The 23,070-nt window shown below is 39.7% G+C and carries 12 protein-coding genes; all 12 read right to left on the reverse strand.

The genetic code is table 11. From position 1 onward, the window contains the following. Window positions 1-14: 14 nt before the first annotated feature. A complete protein-coding gene (locus tag EM808_RS17325) occupies window positions 15-3,140 on the reverse strand; it encodes an alpha-mannosidase (protein WP_328590385.1) in 3,126 nt (1,041 codons plus the stop codon). A gap of 92 nt (window positions 3,141-3,232) precedes the next feature. Continuing rightward, window positions 3,233-6,232, reverse strand: coding sequence for an endo-beta-N-acetylglucosaminidase (locus tag EM808_RS17330; protein WP_127739459.1), 3,000 nt, complete (start codon window positions 6,230-6,232; stop codon window positions 3,233-3,235). A 736-nt stretch (window positions 6,233-6,968) separates the two neighbouring features. Next, on the reverse strand, window positions 6,969-7,865 hold the full coding sequence (locus EM808_RS17335; protein ID WP_127739460.1) for an ROK family protein: 897 nt from the start codon (window positions 7,863-7,865) through the stop codon (window positions 6,969-6,971). A gap of 23 nt (window positions 7,866-7,888) precedes the next feature. Beyond that, window positions 7,889-9,274, reverse strand: a complete 1,386-nt coding sequence (locus EM808_RS17340) for a glycoside hydrolase family 1 protein (protein WP_127739579.1) — start codon at window positions 9,272-9,274, stop codon at window positions 7,889-7,891. A 22-nt stretch (window positions 9,275-9,296) separates the two neighbouring features. Continuing rightward, a complete protein-coding gene (locus tag EM808_RS17345; RefSeq protein WP_127739461.1) occupies window positions 9,297-10,802 on the reverse strand; it encodes a response regulator transcription factor in 1,506 nt (501 codons plus the stop codon). Beyond that, on the reverse strand, window positions 10,795-12,585 hold the full coding sequence (locus EM808_RS17350; RefSeq protein ID WP_127739462.1) for a sensor histidine kinase: 1,791 nt from the start codon (window positions 12,583-12,585) through the stop codon (window positions 10,795-10,797). The genes EM808_RS17345 and EM808_RS17350 overlap by 8 nt, the downstream gene beginning before the upstream one ends. A 141-nt stretch (window positions 12,586-12,726) precedes the next feature. Continuing rightward, window positions 12,727-14,181 (reverse strand): ABC transporter substrate-binding protein, encoded by a 1,455-nt coding sequence (locus EM808_RS17355; protein ID WP_127739463.1) that lies wholly within the window; start codon window positions 14,179-14,181, stop codon window positions 12,727-12,729. Between the two features lie 211 nt (window positions 14,182-14,392). Next, window positions 14,393-15,847 carry an ABC transporter substrate-binding protein gene (locus EM808_RS17360; RefSeq protein WP_127739464.1) on the reverse strand — a complete coding sequence of 485 codons (1,455 nt, stop codon included), beginning with the start codon at window positions 15,845-15,847 and terminating at the stop codon, window positions 14,393-14,395. A gap of 21 nt (window positions 15,848-15,868) precedes the next feature. After that, a complete protein-coding gene (locus EM808_RS17365; protein WP_127739465.1) occupies window positions 15,869-16,852 on the reverse strand; it encodes a carbohydrate ABC transporter permease in 984 nt (327 codons plus the stop codon). Between the two features lie 48 nt (window positions 16,853-16,900). Then, on the reverse strand, window positions 16,901-17,830 hold the full coding sequence (locus tag EM808_RS17370) for an ABC transporter permease (RefSeq protein ID WP_127739466.1): 930 nt from the start codon (window positions 17,828-17,830) through the stop codon (window positions 16,901-16,903). A gap of 192 nt (window positions 17,831-18,022) precedes the next feature. Then, a complete protein-coding gene (locus tag EM808_RS17375) occupies window positions 18,023-21,130 on the reverse strand; it encodes an alpha-mannosidase (protein ID WP_127739467.1) in 3,108 nt (1,035 codons plus the stop codon). Window positions 21,131-21,154: 24 nt separating this feature from the next. Beyond that, complete coding sequence (locus EM808_RS17380; RefSeq protein ID WP_127739468.1) at window positions 21,155-23,035, reverse strand: beta-N-acetylhexosaminidase; 1,881 nt, start codon at window positions 23,033-23,035, stop codon at window positions 21,155-21,157. Window positions 23,036-23,070: the final 35 nt, after the last annotated feature.

Raw genomic sequence — 23,070 nt, forward strand, 5'->3', positions numbered from 1 at the left:
ATTTGTTGTATGATTTACAGGTTTACGACAATTGTTTTTACTTCAAACGGCTTTAATGCTGCAGACAGCTTATTACCCTGCAGCGAAATATCCGCTTGTTTCTCTTCCAACAGATTTGTTTCATATGCGGAATCAGCCTGCCCTGCCAAGGATAGGTGAATTTGCTCTCTGCCACCACTCGATTCGTACATTCTCAGCGTAAGACCATTGCCATCCTCAGACACTTTGACCGTATCAAGGATAGTCTGTTTAGCCTCTGTTTTAATGAAGGAATACGAATTTGGAAGACTTCCACGATGTGCTGTTGCCTGAATAACAAGAACAGGATGATTTAGTTCATAGCCTTGCTTCACCACTTCAGCTTCTCTCCAGTCTCCTTCATGTGGGAAAAGGGAATAGGTGAATTCATGCAGACCAATATCCGCTCCCTTGTCTGGCCATTTCGGTGCACGCAATAAGGATAAACGTAAAACATTTTGTTTCACATCATAGCCGTATTTGCAGTCATTCAGCAAGCTGACACCATATCCTGCTTCAGACAGGTCGGCGAACCTGTGTCCACATACTTCAAACTGTGCTTGCTCCCAGCTTGTGTTTGTATGTGTGGCTCGTTCTACAGCTCCAAACGGGATTTCATATGTTGCTTTGCTGCTCATCACATCAACTGGAAAAGCAACCTTTAATAATTTATGCTGTTCTTGCCAATCGACTTTCGTTTGAAAATCAATTCGTTTATTGTGGTGGTATAAAATCATGTCTTGTTCAACAATGGATTGGCCAAGCTGCCATTTAAACCGAATGATATCCTTCGTTGCACCCTTAGTGCTGCTTTGCTCTAAAAGGCTGACCGTTTCTGCGCGCTGTTCTGCAAAATTCGGATCGATATCCCATGCGTCCCACAGCATCGGTCTGTCATGGAAAAGCTGGAACTGATTGCCCAAAGCTCCACCATGCACTACCTCACGCCGTAAGTTCTTATCATATAGACGAGTAATTTCTCCACATTCGTTCCATTCCACAAGATAATAATCTGTTTCCCAATTGCTCACAGCTTTCTCCTGCTTATCCATTTGGATATTTTCCAGCTCCTTCAGCCAAATGACTTTATAACCCATTTCTGGAATCGCTGGAACATAAACAGATAGCTCAAATTGCCCATCTTCCATTTGACTAATATCTACAGGCAACACTTCCCCATCCTGATTGACGGCGCCTTTTCCTGCCAATTCTAATCCTCCGGTGATTTTTACTGTTTCAGACCTCTCCCATGACAGACTGTTGAAGACAACAACAGGTATCCCATCACCTTCTGTGTTAATTTGCTGGTCCAGCTCCTGTAAAGCAGTATTTCTTACCTTTTCCGCGCATGCAAAAATATCTTTATAATCAGACTCCGAATCAACATATACCTCTGGAATAGATGAGCCTGGAATAATATCATGAAATTGATTGAGCAGAAGCAGCTTCCATCCATGCTCCAATGAAGGATCATGGTTTGCACCTGCAAAGCTTGCAGCAACGCTTCCCCAAATTTCAGCATCTCGGTAAAGAACCTCTGCTTTACGATTCCATCTTTTATTGCGGGCATGTGTTGTATATGTTCCGCGGTGAAGCTCTAAATACATATCACCAACCCATGCTGGCAAAGCCGGATTTTTCTCTGTTATGCCATCGAAAAATTCATGTGCTGTACTGTTTACGACAGAAGGTAATCCAGGCAAGGATGCAGACCGATCAACATAATCAATCATTTCTTGTGTAACTCCGCCGCCGCCATCTCCATGGCCGTAAAGCAGCATTTGATGCGGGTGGTCATTTTTTTGCTTGAAACTGTCCCAGTGGCTTTGGATTTCTTGTGGATGGGTATACTCATTTAAGCCATGATTCAAAAAGGACAAAATCCTCGTCCCATCGATTCCTTCCCAGTAAAATAAATCAAACGGAAAAGGGTTGGTATCATTCCAATTCATTTTTGTGGTCATAAAGTAGTCAATTCCAGCACCCTTTAACAATTGCGGCAAGGAAGCACAATAGCCAAATGTATCTGGAAGCCATTCAACCCTTGGTTTAATTCCAAATTCTTCCTTATAAAACTTCATTCCATATAGCAGCTGACGAACCAACGCTTCACCTGATGGCATATTTAAATCAGGCTCCACCCACATCCCGCCGACTACCTCCCAGCGTCCATCGGCAATATGCTTTTTCACTCTTTCATAAATGTCAGGATAATGCTCTTTAACAAAGGCATATGCTTGAGGCTGGCTTTGTGCATAAGTAAAGTTCGGATTCTCCTCGAGCAGTGTACTCATTGTTGAGAAGGTTCTGCTGCACTTGCGAATAGCTTCTTTTACAGGCCACAGCCAAGCCAAATCAATATGAGACTGACCTACCATCAGTATTTGTCCGTTCGTGCTGTCAGATAAATCTGCGAGTTTTTCTATTAAACTTTCTTCTATTTCTGCAACGAAGGAAAAATCTGTTAATGCTGCCGGCTTTTCGGACAGTATTTTCCGTTCCACCTCTGACAAAGAGGTGATAATTGTGGATTTATCTATATTACCTTCAGGCAGTAGTTTTGCTGTTTCATAGTAACACTTCACTGTTGCAAGCAGGCTTTGCACAGCGCTATTTACTAAATCAAGACTGCCCTGCAAAAGGGTCAACGGAGGTGGATCAAATTCTGCTGGTTCATTTTGATAATTTAACTCATCAAGTGTTTGGCCGGCATAGTTATATAATTCTATATGAATAGTAATCTTTTCTGATTTCCGCACATCTTCCGGGAAAGGGACATAGCTGCGGTTACGGTCAATTCCGTGATGTGGTTTGCCATTAATAGAAACGAGTCCCTCATGAAGAGTCCTGCGCCCCTTTGCACTGGAAAGAAACGTAAGACCGAATGGGCGATTTCTCCAGTTGTCTGGAATCGAAACTTCCTTTTCCAAAAACATCGTGGCACCAGCATCAATTAGCCAATCACCCTCATTAATAAGAACTGTTTCATCTGAGTTAAATTCATATTTTCCCGGCTCCATATAAACTCCACGTTTCGCCCGCCAATCCTTCATTTGAATCGATTCTAAAACTTCAAACTTCCCTAAGTGCTGAATAAATCTCTGTATTCTTTCCAAAGACAATGTCTTCCCCTCCGATGCTAGTATTCTTAAAAATTGAAAAAGAGGATGGCAAACAGGAAATCTATCTGCCAACCCTTAACCTACGTTACTTACTACTTCGACATATTTCTTAGGAAATAATCCGCACTAGCATTTAATGTAGTTTTTGCGCCGACTGACATTTCCTTCATTTTCTTACTGTTTAGTTCATCCTTAAATTTCTTCATTTGGATTGCTGCTTGCTTTATACGATCTTCTTCATAATGCTTCTTTGCAGCATTCAAGACTTTTGTTAATTGCTTTCCGGCTGTCTCAGTCATTTCACCACTAGCAACAAAATCATTGATTTTATCGTAAAGATCATCTAACGACATTCTGATAACTGTTGTCGCCTTATTACCTGAATAATCCTCTATCACAAATTCAAGAATGCTGTCTGTTGCTTTCGTTTGGAAGGTAAGCTCCTTCAAATGTGTGCGCCCCCGCACAATATAAGGCTTTTTGCCTTGACTGTAGGTCGTATCAAATGTTTTGGCTTCTCCATTTTCATAAACATATATATGGTGCCAATCTCTTGTATTTGGTAAATCCCACTTAACAGAATTTCCATCAATGGAGACCTTTTCAGCCGGATATGCTTCTATCGATTTATCTAAAAACGTACTGCGATAGCTAATCCAGTTTTGGCTGCCGATTTTGATTTTAATCAGATATTTATCTCCATTCAGCGGCATATTAGGTAGCGTTACCTCTGTTTTGCCTTTTTTTACGGTGACAGTTTTATTAACTTTCTTTGCATAATCGTACTCTGTTGCAATATTCACGGTAATTTTCCCATCCGCATTGTCTGGATTTTGCCATGTCACGACCATATCACCATTATCTGCTTGAGTTGCTTCGATGTTATGCACACCCTTTGTTAAATCATATTTCACAACAGCAGGCGCACTTTCTTGGCCATCTTGGCTCACAGCTGTCAGAGAAATATCACCAGATAATTTTTGCAAATTTTTGATGTAAAATACTTTGTCGTAAACTCCGCCCACATAAGCTCCATTGTTATAGACATTGTATTGCTTAACATTCTCATAATCGTCCAGCTTCCATGCGATATACATTTCATTCGAGTCACTTAATGCTTCTGTTATCTTAAGATCTGTCGGAGCTTTCGGTTTTTTAATCGAGCCATCGCTAATTTTCACTTGCCCGATATTCATCTGATAATCAGCTATCTTTTTCTGTTCTCCATTTGCAAATACGATGCCAAATGCAGCAAGCTCTTTTCCTGCATATTTGGACAAGTCAAGATTCGCTGTTACCCATCCATTCGTCTTTTTACCGGAATTAGGCACTTCCACTTTGACTGCCTTTTCTGGATTATCCTTAAAGAATAAACCGATACTCATAAGTGAGGAGTCATCTTGAGATGGTTTGTTATAGGTAATTGAAAACTTCGAGCTTTTTTTCACTAGTAAATCTGTTTTATAAAGATGCAATAGGTTTTCTGCATCCAACGAGCCATTTACAACAAGCGAGCTGCCGCCATTAAAGGCTCCAACCTTTTGATAACTGTATCTTGCTCCAGTATTGTAATCAGGACCAAAATCAAAATCTGCCTGCAGTGGTGTTCCAGTTGTATCCATCCACCATTGCCATGTCACCGGAATGTCTTGAATATTAATATTTGACCATTCTTCTTCATTGCTTATCTTGCCATTTACAAAATAATCTAAGCCACGGCCCATATTAAAGTTGGACACAAAGTTGGAGCCTTGAATAACACTGCGCTCAGCGATATAGGAAGCAACACCGTCCCAGTTATCTCCTTTTGCCGCTACGTCTGCAAGCTTAGCTTCTGCGTTTCTGCCAGGGTTTGTTGGGTCAAGATTAGGTCCACTCCACCATGCACGGTCACGAATAAAGGACATCCATTGGAAGTCACTGTTATTACGTCGATTTGTATCTTCTCCGCCAAGATCCTCATCCAAACCATGATGAGTAAAGTCAGCTCCGAGCATAGCAATACTATTCATCGGCTTTCCGTTGCTGTCCAAATTATTTCGTAAATCATTGCGCTGTTTATTAAATCTGTCACCACCTGCTTCAACACCTGCAAACACAGTTTGCAAAGGATCTAACCCTAAGCTTTCAGCATGGGCTTTCGACTTTTCCAGCTTTTGTTTGTTCCAAAGATAGTTTAAGAAAATAGAGTCCGTCAAAACTCCGTATTTTGAATCCTTTACAAATGGACTGTTGACAGCCGTGAATTCGTTTTCATATCTTGTTTTGCCAGTTGTATTATCAACTGAATCGTACCACTGTACATATAATCCACTTTGTTTTATTGCCTTTAAAAACTCTTTATATACAGGAATATCCTTAACAGCAACCCCTGCCCTTGCTTCCTCCTGATTAAAGAAATAGCCATCATACCCATAGTATTCAGCCATTTCAATAAGCTTTTCAGCAACAGGGAAATTGCCGTCCTTGTCTTTAACAAACATTTGTGAATATGTCTGTGGTCCCCTATCATTATCAGAGAAGAAAATAACAGCGAGTGATTTAACCCCGTTTTTATGGGCCGCATTCGTATAAGCAGGATTTGGAATATTTAACGCCCCAAATTCAAACCATCTTTCATACCAAGGTAGGCTCGGATTATATAAATCATCTGGAACATCAGCTGACGCTGTTCCATGCCAATACGAATAATAATCGACATATTGCCAGTACGGAAACGTATACTGACCAAACTTATTCGTATATGCTGTACTGTCCATAAACGCATTCCCATAGTCACCAGCAAGATTAAACATTTGCGTATCCGCACTTATCTCCGGGTTTGCCTGTGTAGCGGCAAACGCTTGATTTCGGTCTTGTAATGGCACTCTCGATCTAAGCATTTCAGCATTTTTATCTGTCTCTGGTGCCCAATCTAAAATGTGATTCACCGTATATCCATGCTGTGTAGGCTGATTCAAACCAGTTGCACTGTCACCAGTAAATGGCAATGTATCCCCCGCCAAAGCCGGAGACAAGCCTGCCTGCAGCATAAACAGCATTATAACCGTGACAATTACCGTCTTTTTCGTTTTTCCCCATTTCGAAAACATCCATTTGCCTCCCCTTTTTGTAACGAATGTATGTAATAACAAAGAAGTGAAGGATTGCTTTCTGTAGTAATCAATAGCTGCCCATTAAGATTGAATGAGTGATAGCTTCACCTCCATTCACACATATTGTTTACACCAGCTATAAAACAGGCAAAATGTAAGCCCTTCCATTATTTTAGCAGTCCTAATCTAAGCATCCTATTGGTAAAAGCATAGATTCATTGGTTAAAGTAAAGAACAGTTTTGCTTGAAGCGGAATAAAAAAAGTGTCCGCTTATGCTGACACTGGAATAGGTTATTGGTTTAACTATAGGCTTATTGCAGTTAGCAACTATATATAACATTAGGACTTAAGGAAATTAGAGAAGTGAATTAATTGTAAGATGAATGATGATTGATTCGTATTTCTCGTATAATCCTTATTTTTCGAATGAATAGTTGCAGAGAATGGTGGGATATATGAACAATGGACTAAGGGAGAACTCTATATTGTGAGCATCGTATTATTGAATATAACGTATCAAGAATAACAAGGATTTAAGTGCGCTGTAATTGGTGTGTATTTGAATCCTCTTTCATCGGTATTGTTTTCTGGTTGGATTTTAATATCCTATTCTAAAAAAAAACTCACCTATAAAAGGTGAGTTTTGGCTTGCACATTTATAGGTTTAAGTTATTCCCTAATAAATCCCTTCGCATTAGTCTAGCTATTCAGCATATTTATACGCTTTTCTAATCAATACTTAGAATTCAAAAAATGGAACAAAGCTCCTACTAAATTAGCATCATTTCCAAATTGACATGCTTCTACTTCTATCTCTAATGTAGAAACATCGTTGCGTAATTTCTGTAATTCGTGGTTAATTCTGGCTATGACGTCCTTACGGGAACTGATTCCACCGCCAATCAGGATTTTCGCTGGGTCTATTGCGTATTGTAAATTGTAGATTCCGATTGCAAGCCTTTTATAAAAGTCGCTAAGAGCTTGTTGGGCAATTGGGTCGCCTTCTTCAGCCATTTTGAATACGTCTTCTCCACCTAGAGCTTCTTTCCTGAGTGGCTGTCGATTGTTCACTGCTTGCACAAGGGCATTTGTTGAAGCGTTAAGACTCCATGTTGCTTGCAGCGGTTCGCTAAAGGAAGTTCCCATAATCATGCAGCCGAACTCTCCGCCATGAAGGGAAGCACCGCGTAGGATTGATTTGTTTAGCACGATGCTGCCGCCAATACCTGTTCCTATCACTATACAAATATAGTAATCAACCTCTTTTGCTGCTCCTAACCAGCCTTCTGCCAAGGCTGCGCAATTTGCGTCATTTTCAATCGTTGTCTCGAGTCCAGTCCTCTCCTTGATGAGATCAGTCATATTTACTCCATGTATATAGGGAATTGCACTTGCTCCGCCAATAAAACCTGTTTTTACATCGACTGCACCTGGAGAACTTATTGCTAATCCTTGAAGGTTAAAGTCAGCGGCGTTTTCCTCGACTACTTTTTGTACAGTCAGCAAAAAACTGTCCAATCCGTCCTTAGGTGTTGCTAGTTTGCCGCTTCTCCGTTTGTTTGCGGTTTCATCCATGACAGCATACTTGATATAGGTGCCGCCAATATCGATTACCATAAAGGCTTCCATCAGATTACCACTCTCCCATCAGTTTAAAATCCATTATTCTCTGCCAGCAGCTTATACCATTTCCCTGATTTCTTTACAGTTCGATTCCTTCCATTCTTCAAATCTACTTCTACTAAACCGTAGCGATTCTTATAAGCGTTTGCCCAAGACCAGTTGTCCATGAATGTCCATATATGGTATCCGAGACAATTGGCGCCTTCCTGTATGCCTTTATGTACCCATTTTAAGTGCTCCTTCACAAACTCAATCCGGTATTCATCTTCAATATATCCCTCTTCATTGCGGAACTTCTCTTCCCCCTCAACCCCCATGCCATTTTCGGAAATAAAAAAGGGGATATTACGATAATGATCACGAAGGTCAATCATGATATCATAAACAGCCTCCTCTGCAATCTCCCAGCCGCGGTGGGGGTTAATCCTTCTTCCAGGCATAATATAAGAATCAAATAGATGTTCTGGCATAAACGGTGCATTGTCCGGTTCTGGGTTCTCTTTTGCTTTTACACGGCGGGGCTGGTAATAGTTCACTCCTAATAGGTCAATCGGGTTATTACTAATTACTTCCAAATCATCTGCTTCGACAATTGGAAGCAGCTCTTTTTCTGCTAAAATATCAACTAATTCAAGAGGGTATTCCCCCTTTGTGACAGGGTCAAGAAAGCTGCGGTTAAAGAATAGATCGGCAATATGGGCGGCAGCTCTGTCCTCTTTATCCTCACTTCTTGGATAGGAAGGAGTTAAGTTGAGGATAATACCGATTTGGCCAAGGGCATTCGATTCCTTAAATGCCTCCACAGCCCGAGCGTGTGCAACAATCGTGTGATGTGCAACAACGGCAGCCCGTTTGAAATCTACGATATGTGGATAATGCAAATTGTATAAATAACTGGCTTCAACAGGAACGATTGGTTCATTAAATGTGAACCAATATTTGACACGATCACCAAATAAACGAAAGCAGGCTTTCGCATATTGGACATAAGCATCGATTACTTCCCGAGATTCCCAGCCGCCTTTTTCCTGCATACACATTGGCATATCAAAGTGGTAAAGATTAATAAACGGTTCAATATCATTTGCCAGCAGCTCATCAATAACTTGGTTGTAGAAATCAACCGCTTTCTCATTTACTTGTCCAGTTCCGTCTGGAATTAACCGTGACCATTGAATGGAGGTGCGAAAGGAGTTATGCCCTGTTTCTTTCATTAATTGGATATCATCTTTAAACCTGTGATAAAAATCCGATGTCTGCTCAGGACCGACACCATTATGAAAGCTTTCAGGCTCAATGCTGTACCAATAATCCCAAATGCTTTGCTTTCTGCCATCCATTAGCGCTGCACCTTCCGTTTGTGGTCCTGATGCTGCACTTCCCCACCAAAACTTTTCAGGAAAAGGATAATCTATTTTCATCATAATCACCGCTTTCTTAAATTTTCCGCCACTCACTTGGTGTTGTACCAACGATTTTCTTAAATTGCTTATAGAAATAAGTTGTGTCAGAATACCCTACTTTTTTGCCAATATCTCCTGCTCGATAATGGGTTGTTTTTAGCAGCTCTTTCGCTTTTTCCAAGCGGTACCGATTTATATATTCGGAGAAGACGACTCCAACCTCTTTTTGAAATAATTGTCCTAAGTAAATCGCATTCACATGAAATTGCTGCCCTAGCGTCTTTAAAGACAAGCCTTGGTCAAAGTGAGTATGGATAAATGTAAGGACATTTTGGACAATTGGACTTCGTAAATGAACATGGTCATGAATGGTGAGGATCAACTCATAACAATATTCCATTAATATATCCTTCATTTGCCTGATATCTGAACTATATACTATCCGTTCCACAACAGCTGAATATAAACAAAGCTCCTCTGTTTGCAGGGAGTGATGAATATAGGAGATCAAATCAAATGTATATTTTTTCGCCACTTGTGGTGAAATGATATTGTTCTTCTCTGTTAAATTCTTAAAATATAAGTCAATCAGCTCTAATGATTCTTCCTCTGCATTCATGAGCCGTTTTACTATATATTCTTTTAATTGCAGCTGCTTTTTTAGCTCTTCTTGTCGATCAATTGTTAGTTTATTGGAAATAAGTATATTCGGCTCTAAATGTAACTGCATCATGCTGTAATCTCTTGCTAATGTAAAACTATCTTCCAATTCATCAATTAAACGGACTGGCTTTCCCATAGTTAAATAAAAGGAGCCAATCTCTCTATCTTCTTGCAGCAGGTCCTCTACTAAGCGCTGATTATGAATGATCAGTTCTTCCTCACTTGCACCGCCAAAAATAATCACTATTTCCTGATTAGGATTATTAAAACATAAAGAAGAGTAGTTAGTTTCAAGGAAGTGGCGAATGTCATTAACAACATCCTGCTGATGATAATGTTCAATATTTAAAATAGACACATTGTAATATGGCTGGTTTAAGTGAATATTGTATAATGCTAATCGCTCCAGACAATCATGCTTGTCTATTTCTCCAGTCAAATAGCTCCACATCGTATTATCCAGCATCGTGGTTGATTCCTTAGCCCTGCTGTTTGCCATTGCAACCTTTAACTTCATCCCCACCGCTTGAAGCGTTTTCAATAATTCCTCTTCATCTACAGGTTTAACCAAATAGTTTTCAATCCCTAATAACAGCCCTCGTTTAAGATAATCAAACTCTTGGTAGCCTGTTAAAACAATGCTTTTAATCTCAGACCGAATGCTTTTCACCTCTTGTATTAAGTCAAGACCAGACATTTCGCCCATTAATATATCCGAAATTAAAATGTCGATAGAATGTTGTTTAATATAGGAAAGTGCTTCCTCGCCGCTTTCTGCAGTATGCACAATCTCAAATCCGTAATCTTCCCAATCGAGTATGGCTGACAGTCCTTTAGTAATGATCGGTTCATCATCCGCAAGCAGCACCTTATACATAGGCAATCCCCTGAACCGGAATGGACAAAGTGACCTTTGTTCCAGTGTTTTTAGTGCTCTCCAGTGAGAGCCCGTACTGCTCTCCGTACTTTACTTTCAAACGCTGATGAATATTCCTCAATCCAATTGACTTCATTTCATCGCCCTCTTCACAATTAATATGGTGAACAATGTTGGCCAGTTCCTCCTCAGACATTCCCTTGCCGTTATCCTCAATACATATTTCGATTTTTTCTCCACGATTCTCCGCATAAATAATTAACTCATTATCGGCACGATCCTTTTTAAAGCCATGGACAAAATAGTTTTCTATAATCGGCTGAAGAATTAACTTTTGAACGGGTGTGTGTTCTAATTCGTCTGGAATATGGAACTGAATCTTCAGCTTATCAGGATGTTTAAACTGCATTAAGGTCAAATATTGTTTGACATATTCAATTTCGGTGTAGAACGGTACAATATCCTTCGATTCCAATGAATAGCGGAATAGCTTTGCTAAATGCACGATCATTTTGCTGGAGGTCTTTGAGCCCTCCAAGACTGCAACCATGCGAATTGCCTCAAGCGTATTAAATAAAAAATGAGGGTTAATTTGTGCTTGAAGTGCTTTTAATTCTGCTTGCTGCTGCTTCATAGTGAGCAGGTAGAATTGTTCAATGTAATTATTCAATTCATCTAGCATTGTATTAATATTTAATGCAATCTGAGCTAACTCATCTTCATCTTCGGATTCTGGAACACGTGCAGCCAGGTTGCCTTTTTCTACTTGGCGAATCGTTGTAACAATCTTATTAATACGCTGCGAATAATTGCGCATAAACGTATAAGACATTAAAATCGCAGCTACTATAAGCAGGATGATAACGACCCACATCGTTCCTCTAACAATAGATAGCTTTTGCCAGCCTTCATCTGTTATGACGCTGACGAATGTATAGTCACCCTTATTCGCAACAGTATTAATATAAAATTTTTTAGATTTATAACTTGTTTTTGTTTCATTTGTTTCTTGCCGCAGTTGATCAACAATTGCGGGAGGCACGCCTTCATTATGTGAATAGATAATTTGTCCCTCTGCATCGATTAGAAAGAAAGAGGCAGGTGCTCCTTCATCCCTTTTGACCATCTTATTTAAATGTTCCGTAGAATAATAGATGGAGATTTCACCTATTTTCTCCAATGTGACGGGGTTATTAATGACAACCTTTTTCGTGATTGTATCCTTTAATATCCGCCCTTTCGGAAGACCTGCCTCAATTAAGTTAGTGTCCCCTTCCTGCAGGGTATCTGTTGCTTTTTCCTCATTAATACTATTATTCCAGCGAAGATAATTATTGATAAGCAAATATTCAACTCCGGCATTATCTAATGAACGTAAACTAATGGCGTTAATATCACTATCTTGACTAAAAAAGCCATTAAAATACGTATCAAGATTACTAGGAAAATAAGATTGGTCCTCTGTAAATCGATCAAGGCGGTATTCTAAGTATTTCCCATAGCCATTATGAAGAGCAAAGGAGATATCATCGATTAAATCACCTTGAACATAAATATCACTTATCGCTTTATTTATATCTGAATCTTTGGCAGAGAAGTAATCCTCTACCCTTTCTATCGTTCTTGTAGTAACATTAACTTCCTTTTGGATAATTATTTCAGAATAATAGTTAGTGATGGTTACAATCAAAATAATAACGGTTACAACAATAGTGATAGATGAGGCTAAAAACAATTTATTAAATATTTTTTCATGAAAGCGGCTATTCTGGTTCAAATTCATTTTCAATCCCTCAATTATGTTAAGTTGTCAGTTTTAGTTATCCAAATGGTTAAGGATCGAAGATGAGAATGTTTTCTCTGCTGTTACAAATAAATTCGCTTGGAAACAGAATATCATATACTCAGCCTAATATTTTTCCCTTTATTTCTGAGTGCTTTTCCACTCATCAAATTGCTTCTGGATTTCTGTTAACACCTTGTCTACTCCAGCTTCTTTTAATTTTTTATTAAATTTCGGCAAGTATTTTTCAGGGTCTACAGAACCTGTTGCAATGGCTGGGTAGAATTCTTTTGTAATATTTGTAATTGCGGCAAGCTCTGAGCGTACAGGATCACTGGTAAATTTGAAGCCAAGTGACGGTCCTCTTACTGCAGAATCATTAAATTCCACAAATTTATCCCATTTATCCTTTGGATCACCTTTATACAAATCCAGTATATAGTTGTTTCCCAAGGTGTAGGACGGGATGTTATAGCCTTCAATACGTGCAGGCAAGTCTTCAATGGTACCGTCTTCATTTTTTGTGTAGTGTGTACCTTCGATTCCTTTATCAATAAGGTTGCGAAGATACGGATCTGTGTTAAGCAGTGTTAAAAACTCCATTGCTTTCTGCGGATTTTTTGATGTTGCAGAAATCGCCTGAATCGAACCAGATACAGAATCATTGACAATCGCTGCTGGTTCGGCAGGAATGGACACTACTTCATACTCTGCTTCACGTGACCATAATAACTCGGCATAAGGCTGGTAATAGCCCATACGAACAAACCAGTTTTCGACATCCATTGGCCAATTTTCTTTGCTTACTGCTGCATCTTCCTTTAAATAGCCTGCTTTATAGTACTCATGCATTGTTTTAAATTGCTTCATTGCATCATCTGTTTCAAAATGATTAATAACTTTGTCTGTTTCTCCTTCAAATGGGAAGGCAAAAGGCATTTCACCATTGAACACAATGTCATAGCGCACTGGTGCCATAAATGTCGCTATTGGTGTAATGGCAGATTCATTTTCTTTTATTATTTTCAGCATTGGTTCAAGATCCTGCAATGTTTTAACTTTGGAAAGATCAAACTTATATTTGTCCACAAGGCGTTTGTTAAACGTATAAACATTTTGTTTAGCAACCTCCTTATTAGCAGGAATACCATATAGTTTTCCGTCCACCATATTCCCTTCCAGCAGGACAGGATTAATTAGGTCTTTAAGGGCCTTTCCTTCCTTTTCTAACAAATCATCAATAGCTAAGAATGCACCTTTTTGAGCATTTTGAACATAATTATTACCAAATGTAAAAATTATATCAAATTCTTCACCAGAATTAATCATTACTTGAGATTTTTGATCCCAGTCTCCCCAATCAATTTGCGTCATTTTGACTGTGGCATTTATTTTTTCCTTCGTATACTTGTTAACCTCTTCGAATACCTTTTCTGTATCTTTTTGTGGTGTTCCAAGTGTGTACCATTTAATTTCATATGGTTGATTTTCGCTACCGTTACCACTCTGTGTAGCGCTTTCTTTACTGCAGGCGGACAAAAGGGTTCCGACTGCCAAAAACGCTGATAAAATAAGACTTAATCTTCTTTTCTTCACTATTCTTCTCCTCTTCCTATTGAATATTTCTATTGCCAGCAATCATTCAACTATCCTAATAAAACAGATGATTGCGGTGTTTAAGTTCCAATCCCTCCACTATTCAAGTTAACAGTTCATGGATTATACAATAGGAAGGATCAAAGACATATAACTATATAGGTGGATACAGATCAAGCTGGAAAGAATAATCCAGCTTGAAGTATATTCCTTATTGCTGTGAGCCTTTCCAGTCATCAAATTGCTTTTGAATTTCTGTTAGTACCTTTTCCAATCCTGCTTCCTTCAATTTTTCATTGAATTTCGGCAAGTATTCTTCTGGGTCCACAGAGCCTGTTGCCAATGCTGGGTAGAATTCCTGTGAAATATTAGTAATCGCCGCAAGCTCTGAGCGCACTGGATCACTATTAAACTTAAATCCTAGTGACGGAGCTTTTACAGCAGAAGCGTTAAATTCCTTAAATTTCTCCCATTTATCCTTTGGATCATCTTTATATAAATCTAAGATAAAGTGATTTCCTAAAGAATACGATGGCATGTTATATCCGTCAATACGTGCCGGCAAATCTTCAATTGTGCCGTCATCATTCTTTTTGTAATGAGTTCCTTCAATTCCTTTATCGACAAGGTTGCGAAGATATGGGTCTGTATTAAGCAGTGTTAAAAACTCCATCGCTTTTTCAGGATTTTTTGATGTTGCAGAAATTGCCTGAATTGAACCAGATACAGAATCATTAATAATTGTCGGCTCTTCAGAAGGAACAGACACTACTTCATACTTAGCAGAACGTGACCACAGTAAATCAGCATACGGCTGGGAACCGCCCATACGGACAAACCAGTTTTCCACATCCATCGGCCAGCTGTCTTTGCTTGTAGCTGCATCTTCTTTTAAGTAGCCTGCTTGATAGTACTTCCGCATTGTTTTATATTGCTGCATCGCATCATCCGTATCAAATGGATTAATAACCTTGTCTGTGTCTCCTTCAAACGGGAAGGCAAAAGGCATTTCATTATTAACAACATAGTCATAACGTAATGGTGCTTTAAATGTTGCCATCGGTGTGATTCCAGGTTCATTTTCTTTGATTGTTTTCAGCATTGGTTCAAGGTCTTGCAATGTTTTAACCTTTGAAAGATCAAAACCATATTCGTCTGCAAGACGTTTGTTAAATGTATAAACATCTTGTCTGGCAACCTCTTTGTTTGCAGGGATACCATAAAGTTTTCCGTCGACCTTATTTCCTTCCAGCAAATCAGGATTGATTACGTCTTTAAGTGCTTTACCTTCCTTTTCTAACAGATCATCAACAGCTAAAAATGCACCCTTTTGGGCATTCTGAACGTAAGCGGTACCATTTGTAAAGATAATATCAAACGATTCACCTGAATTAATCATCACCTGTGATTTTTGGTCCCAATCACCCCAGTCAATTTGCGTCATTTTGACTGTAGCGTTGATTTTTTCTTTTGTGTATTTATTCACTTCTTCAAAAACTTTATCGGTATCCTTTTGTGGTGTTCCAATCGTGTACCATTTGATTTCATATGGCTTGTCACCATCAGCACCGCTACCATCTGTAGAACTATCCTTACTACAGGCAGACAGAATTGCTCCAGCTGCCAAAACGGATGCTAGCATAAGACCTAATTTCTTCTTCTTCATCGCTTTTCCCTCTTTCTATGATTATTCTTTAACGCCACCAATTGTCAGTCCACTAATAAAGTACTTTTGGAAAAATGGATAGGAGACTGCAATTGGCAATGTGGCGATTACTACCATTGCCATTTTGGCTGATTCTTGCGGTATCGTATCGAATAAACTTTTCTGCAGGATGGCAACATCCATATTTTTTCTCATAAATTCAAGGTTTGCCTCTATTTTCATGAGTAAAGCCTGGAGCGGAACGAGATTGGGGTTATCTATATACAGCAATGCTGTAAACCAATCATTCCAATAGCCTAGTGTACTAAACAGGGCTATTGTGGCAATTCCCGGTAAGGAAAGCGGGAAGATGATTTGAAAGAATATTCTCCATTCACTTGCCCCATCCATTCTTGCAGATTCTAAAATGGATTCAGAAACAGACTTCAGAAAGAAAGTTCTCATGATGATAATGTAAAAGGCGTTCATAGCAAGCGGTAAAATCAAAGCCCATATCGAATTCTTTAGATGCAAAAATTGTGTGACAACGATATATGTCGGCACGAGCCCGCCGCTGAACAGCATCGTGAAAAAAGCAAGAAATGTGAAGAATCTTCGATATTTAAATTGAGGTCTTGAGATTGCATAGGCATAAAAGGTTATCATAAATACACTGATGACAGTCCCCAAAATGGTTACAAGGATTGTAACACCATATGAGCGGAATAATGCTTCCTTCATACCCCATAAATACCTATATGCATCGATACTCCATTCCTTTGGAATAAGCTCAAAACCATTTCTTACAATGCTTTCCTCTCCTGTAAAGGAAATGATAATAACATATATAAAAGGAAAGACACATGAAAACGCGAGGATTCCAAGCAGTACACTAATTACGGCATTAGCTGCCGGATGTAGGGCATGCGGATCCCGAAACTTTTTGGAGAAGTTAGTCTTTCCCTTTTTTATTCCTTGTGTGGAGGCTATTTCAAGCGTTGATTCTGTTTGGTCTAGTTTTGGCATATATTTAGCCGCAGGGCGACTTTTCCTCCCTTCATAAAGAAATGAATGTTAAAACAGTGCACTTTCCTCATCTACTTTACGCACAATATAGTTAGTAATCATAACGAGGATAAATCCAACTGCCGATTGATAAAGACCAGCTGCCGTACTCATCCCGATATCCCCTAAATTCATGAGTCCTCGGTAAACAAATGTATCAATAACGTTTGTTACCCCATACAAGGAACCTGAATCTCTTGGAACTTGATAAAACAATCCGAAGTCGGAGTTGAAAATGCGGCCAATATTCATGATTGTTAAGATAATCATTAACGGCTTAAGCATTGGTAAAGTAACATGTTTTATCTGTTTCCATTTCGAAGCACCGTCTATCATTGCTGCCTCATAATATGTTTTGTCAATCCCGACAATGGAGGCTAAGTAAACGATACTTCCGTACCCCACACCCTTCCAAATGCTCATGATGACCAGAATAAACGGCCAATATTTCGACTCGTTATACCAAGAAACAGGGTCAGCATTAAACCACCCAAGAATCATATTTAACAAGCCATGCTCTGTACTCAAAAACGTGAAAACAAAGTAACTGCCGATAACCCATGAAATAAAATGAGGAAACAGAATAGACGTCTGGTAGACCTTTGACAGCCTTTTATTAATTAACTCATTGAGCAGGACCGCTGTTGCAACTGCAGTCACTAACCCCAATACAATAAAGACAAGATTATAGAGTATGGTATTTCTTGTGATAATCCAAGCATCATTAGTACTGAATAGATAGGTAAAGTTGTCAAAGCCAACCCATTCACTGTTTATGACGCTTGCAAAAAAGCCATCAGGATCTATTCGGAACTTTTTAAAAGCCAGCACTTGCCCGAACATCGGAAGATAGGAAAATAACAGCAGCCAAATTGTTCCTGGTAAAACCATAAGCAGCCAGATTCGATTTTTATATAGGTCTTTTAATACACTTTTCATATTTTCCCTCCCCCCGCTATTAATGTAAGCACTTACATATTCTTATTTTATAGGGAAAATTGTTTTAAGGATAGTTGACTAATTTAGGATTAAGTGCAAAAATCTAAGAATTTTTAAAAAATTATTCATTAAATAGACAATATAACACAAAAATGGCCGGCTTTTGTGCTCATGCCGGCCATTTCTATGCATTTATAAAATTCTAAAGGTTTTAATCTCATATGGCTTGATGTCAAACTTAATAGGAGTAACAGCATATTCTCCAATCGGTTCCTCCATCAAATCCGTTTCAACCCAAGACGAATTGTTCTTTAAGACATTTAGTGTCACATTGCCTCTTCGCCCTTCGTATTCATGCAGACGAATAATCATTCCGTTGCCATCGTATGCTGGTTTAATTGCATCTATCCAAACATGATTGGCATCCACTTCTAAAAAGGACGCTTCTTTCGTCTCTGTACCTGCAAATACCTTTACAGGGTCGTTCAAATCATATGCTTTCTCCACGGTCCTTGCTTCGCGCCAATCACCAATATGAGGGTAAAGTGAATACACAAACGAATGTGTCCCTTGATCTGCATGGGGATCTGGATGTATGGCTGCTTTCAGCAACGTAATTCGCATCGTATTTTCTTTAATGTCATAGCCATATTTAGAATCATTCAGCAGACTAATCCCATAATCCGGCTCTGACAGGTCTGCCCACTGATGGCCGACCGTCTCAAATTTAGCCATATCCCAGCTAGTATTCCAATGGGTTGGTCGCTTCACATTGCCAAATTGTATATCATAGGTTGCCTCTGTTGCACGAATATCAACAGGGAATGCACTTTTCAGTAATTTGCGCTTTTCATGCCAATTTACCGTTGTTTCGAAATCAATTCGACGGTCATTGTGATAAAAAACGATGCGCTGGGAAATGTCAGAATGGTGATAGGACCACTTCGCATGAATAGCAAACGACAGTTCAGCATTTTCGACTACCTCAAACACATCTAAATGACGGATTTCTTCCATTTTTTCTTGATAAAAGATATCAATATCCCAAGCATCATGGGCGAGCGGCTTATCCTCAAATATTTGCAGCACATTTCCCTTTTGACCACTGCTAAGCACTTGGCGGTTTGCCTCCTTATCAAACATGGACGTTATTTGACCATACTCGTTCCACGCAACTGTATAATACTGTGTTTCTAGTTTTCGATTTTGATAGGAGAAGTTCGATTTTTTCTCCGGAACTGTTTCCTCCTCAAAATATAAGTTCATTGCACCAAAGGATGGCAGGTTATTAACCTCGATCATCCAGCCATTATTTTGTTTTTGCTGTGGCAAGATGTCTCCATTGCTGTTTTTCCAAATACCTTCCTTAACACCGGGAATGGAAGGGATTGTTACATTTCTTTTTCCAAAGCTTCCGGCTGCATTAACTAACACAACAGAGCGGTCATTCTTCACCATATTTTTTTCCATAATACTGCTTTCCAAATTCTGAACTATCTCTCGCGCTTCTTTGTATTCTTCTCTAGCATCCTCATACACTTCATGGATGGAGGAGCCAGGAATAATGTCATGAAATTGATTGCGCAAGATGATTTTCCAGCCATCATTAAGTTCTTCCCTTCCGTACCACTGACCACTTTCAGAAAGCCAAGCTGTCAGGAATTCGGCTCGTCTGTATGACAGCTCTAATTTCCGATTCATCTGCTTCATAAATGCCTGGCTCGTATAGGTACCACGATGATATTCCAGGTATAGCTCACCATCCCATTTATGAATATAGCCATCCGATTCCACAACATTTTGGTGCAGCTTTTCAAAAAATTCTCCTGCTGTCGATGTTTTCACATTCGGCATACCTGGCAGCTTATCAAAGCGTCTGCGCATTTCCAGCATATGCCGATTAACGCCGCCGCCACCATCACCGTAGCCATAGGAAAGAAGCAAGTCCTTCGATAATTCCTTGTCTCTGTACCCTTTCCAAGCACCACTTACTGTTTTCGCTGTTATAAAGCCATTATACGTATAAAACCAAGAATCGGCAGAATTCCACGGCTCTGGTGTAGTAATGAAATGTGTTAAAATTTCCGTTCCATCCATCCCTTTCCAATAAAAGGTATCATGAGGCATTCGATTATACTGATTCCAGCTGATTTTCGTCGTCATCATTGTTTTGATACCCGATTTTATTAAAATCTGCGGCAATGCCCAGCTATAGCCGAACACATCTGGCAGCCATAAGTATTCACAGTCAACACCAAACTCTTCTTTGAAATAATTTTTGCCGTGGAGAATTTGGCGGACAAGTGATTCTCCGCTCGGAATATTACAATCTGCCTCCAGCCACATCGCCCCGCCAGCTTCCCATTTGCCCTCTGCAACTCTTTCTTTGATTTGAGCATAAATATCTGGATAATCGCATTTCAGATAGTCATAGAGCTGAGGCTGTGTTTGCAGGAATAAGTAATCAGGGAACTGTTTCATCAAATGCAATACCGTTGAGAAGGAACGAGCAGATTTCTCCCTCGTATTCTTTAGGCGCCAAAGCCATGCCACATCAATATGGGTATGACCGACAGTATGGATCGTGATATCAGAGGTTTTAGAGATGGACTGCAGCGCCTCAGTAACACTTTCGTCTGCCGCATAACAAGACTGGTAAAACTCATTGCTGCCTGGCTCTGTCCAATTAATTTGCTTAAGGCCATCAGAAATCAATTTTTTTAAAATCGTATAAGCCGAGTCAGATTCACTTGTTTCTGTCAGCACCTCAAATGCCGCTAAAAGTGTATAATATAAGTTATCTACACGGCGATCTAGCCAACCGATTCCAGCACTTTCGAGCTTAAATTCATTTTGAACAGGGACACCTCCCCCTTCAAGCCCTGACCAAAGCCGGAAATCTAATTCGATCGGTCCTTTTGCTGTTTCTTCATCAAACAGTACCTCTTCATGATTGGAATCCACGCCTTGATAAGGTTTGCCATTAACAAATAACAAGGATTCAAAGCCGGAATTATTACCGCCGCCAGTTTTTCCAAAGGAAAAGAGACCTGCCACCTGCTGATCGGCATATGGCAAATGAGTATCGATCTCTGCATGAAGCCAAAGATAACGATCTCGTCCTTTCCAATAGTCACCGATTTTCATAGTATTTTGACTTTCATAGCTTGTTGGCGGATAAGCACCTATTTCTCCATTATCCTCCTGTATGTGAAATGAAGTGATATCTGTAAAATCTCTATAGCGGTAACCTGCCAATTCCTTTATGCGCTCTTCAAATTTTCTTTCTATTAAAAACATATTTTTCACCCCTACATAACAAGATTAAATGGAAAAGCTCCCGGCAGTGACAATACGATGATAAACATTGCCGCCCACTATTCCATCAGCCATTTCCCATGGTCCTTCATGCTTCAGTCGTACCTCCTCTAACTCGTCTATGAAGGAAATCGTCCCATTAATCCACTCCTGCAATCGGAATTTAGTGGAAGCGATGCGAGCCAAAACACCGCCATAACGAACATCCATTACTTCCCAGCCAAATGGCTTGTTTGCCTGAAACCAAAGACTGCGATGCTTTTGTCTTAACAGGTCAACATTCGCACTTATTTTATCCAAAATAAGCAGTAGTGCTTTCATCTCTTCATAATCTTTCTGCTCATATGCCGCTTTCACTTGAATTCCAATTTCGGCTTTATCTGCTAAAACCGCAGCAAGCTGTTCATAAAAGTTAAATAAAGCTTCCCAGCTCGGATTCTTCTGTTTGCCTTTGTTGAGCATTTCCCATACACGCTGATAATGCTTTCCAAGAGATAAGCCGCGAATATTCTCATCATATAAGCCTATTAAAATATCTTGATAAAGGAGCACTTTTGACGTCATCGAGCTATTCAAGTTATCTTCCATAACACCAGGTGTTTCATCTAATAATTTGAAATGCATAAAATCCTCAAAATTCCCTTCACCGCAAAAGGCAAAACGCTCTGCTACTTCATCCATCGTCACACCATTACGGTAAGTATGCTCGGCAAATAATTGCAGTAGCGGATAAGCAGTTGAAATCGGTGTTTCTGCCCCATTATCCCCCCATAATGTCACAAAGATTTCATCAATCCCTTCCTTTTTACAGGCAGCGAGTGCAGCATTTGTCGTTACAATCGCCTTGCCGTAGTTTGGCGCAAGTCCGTTCCAGGTCCATGCCCCTCCGGCAAAGATTGGCTTTGTACCAAGCAGCTTATGCTTTTGAAAATCCTTTTCATACACTTCCTGTTCCTTGCGGTAATAATTCCAATAAACATATTCCACATCAGGAATATTCCTTAGAATATCTTTCCGTATGTTGCCATCCTCATCCAAATACGGGCTGTTATCAGCAAACAAGGGAAAATACATATCGCTCCAAATCATTGGCTTTAGACCAAGCTTATTTGTAATCCCCACAACCTGCTTGAGATGACGGGTCATTAAATCAATATGGTGTTCATAGCCATGCTTCTCTAAATATTTCCCTAATCCGAGCTGAAATGTCTCATCCATGCCGATATGAATCCGGTTCGTGCGAAATGGCTCGGATACAGCCTTAAGACAGTTTTCTAGGAACTCATAGGTTTTCGGTTCATCAACAAGGAGGATATCGTCCGTATCCTTCATCGCAGAGGCATAGTTCCATTTAATGCCCTCCCGCATATGGCCTAGTGTTTGAATGCAAGGAATCATGTCAATGCCAAGCTTCTCCGCATATTGATCACACTCCTTGAGCTCCTTATGAGTGTATCTTCCACGCATATATCCAAAATAAGGATACTCCTTCACCTCATATGTATCCTCTGTATAAAGCATTAGGGTATCTAGACCAATAAGCGCCATATGCTCCAGCAGCTTTTTCACCTCGTTAACTGTTGGCACCGCATTTCGCGATGCATCGAGCATGACACCGCTCATAGTAAACTGCGGAGTCTCTTGTTTGTCGAACTCTTTGCTTTTTTGATAGTTTTCCAGCCATAATCCTAATGCCCGAAAAAAATGGATAGGCTTTTCAAACGAAATTTCACCTACACCACTTTTATTGGCAACCCTTAACGGTCCCTTCTGCTGCTTCACCTTAATTGGATAACCATTAGCACTCAGCTGCACCTTTAATCTTTTTGCCATATATTCAAGACCTGCAGCGACATTTTCTGTGTCACCTTTTAAGAACAGTTCCACAAGATTTCCTCCTTTTCATACAAGAGATATTTTGG

It is taken from the genome of Niallia taxi (genome assembly GCF_004005475.1).
Lineage (GTDB): Bacteria > Bacillota > Bacilli > Bacillales > Cytobacillaceae > Niallia > Niallia taxi.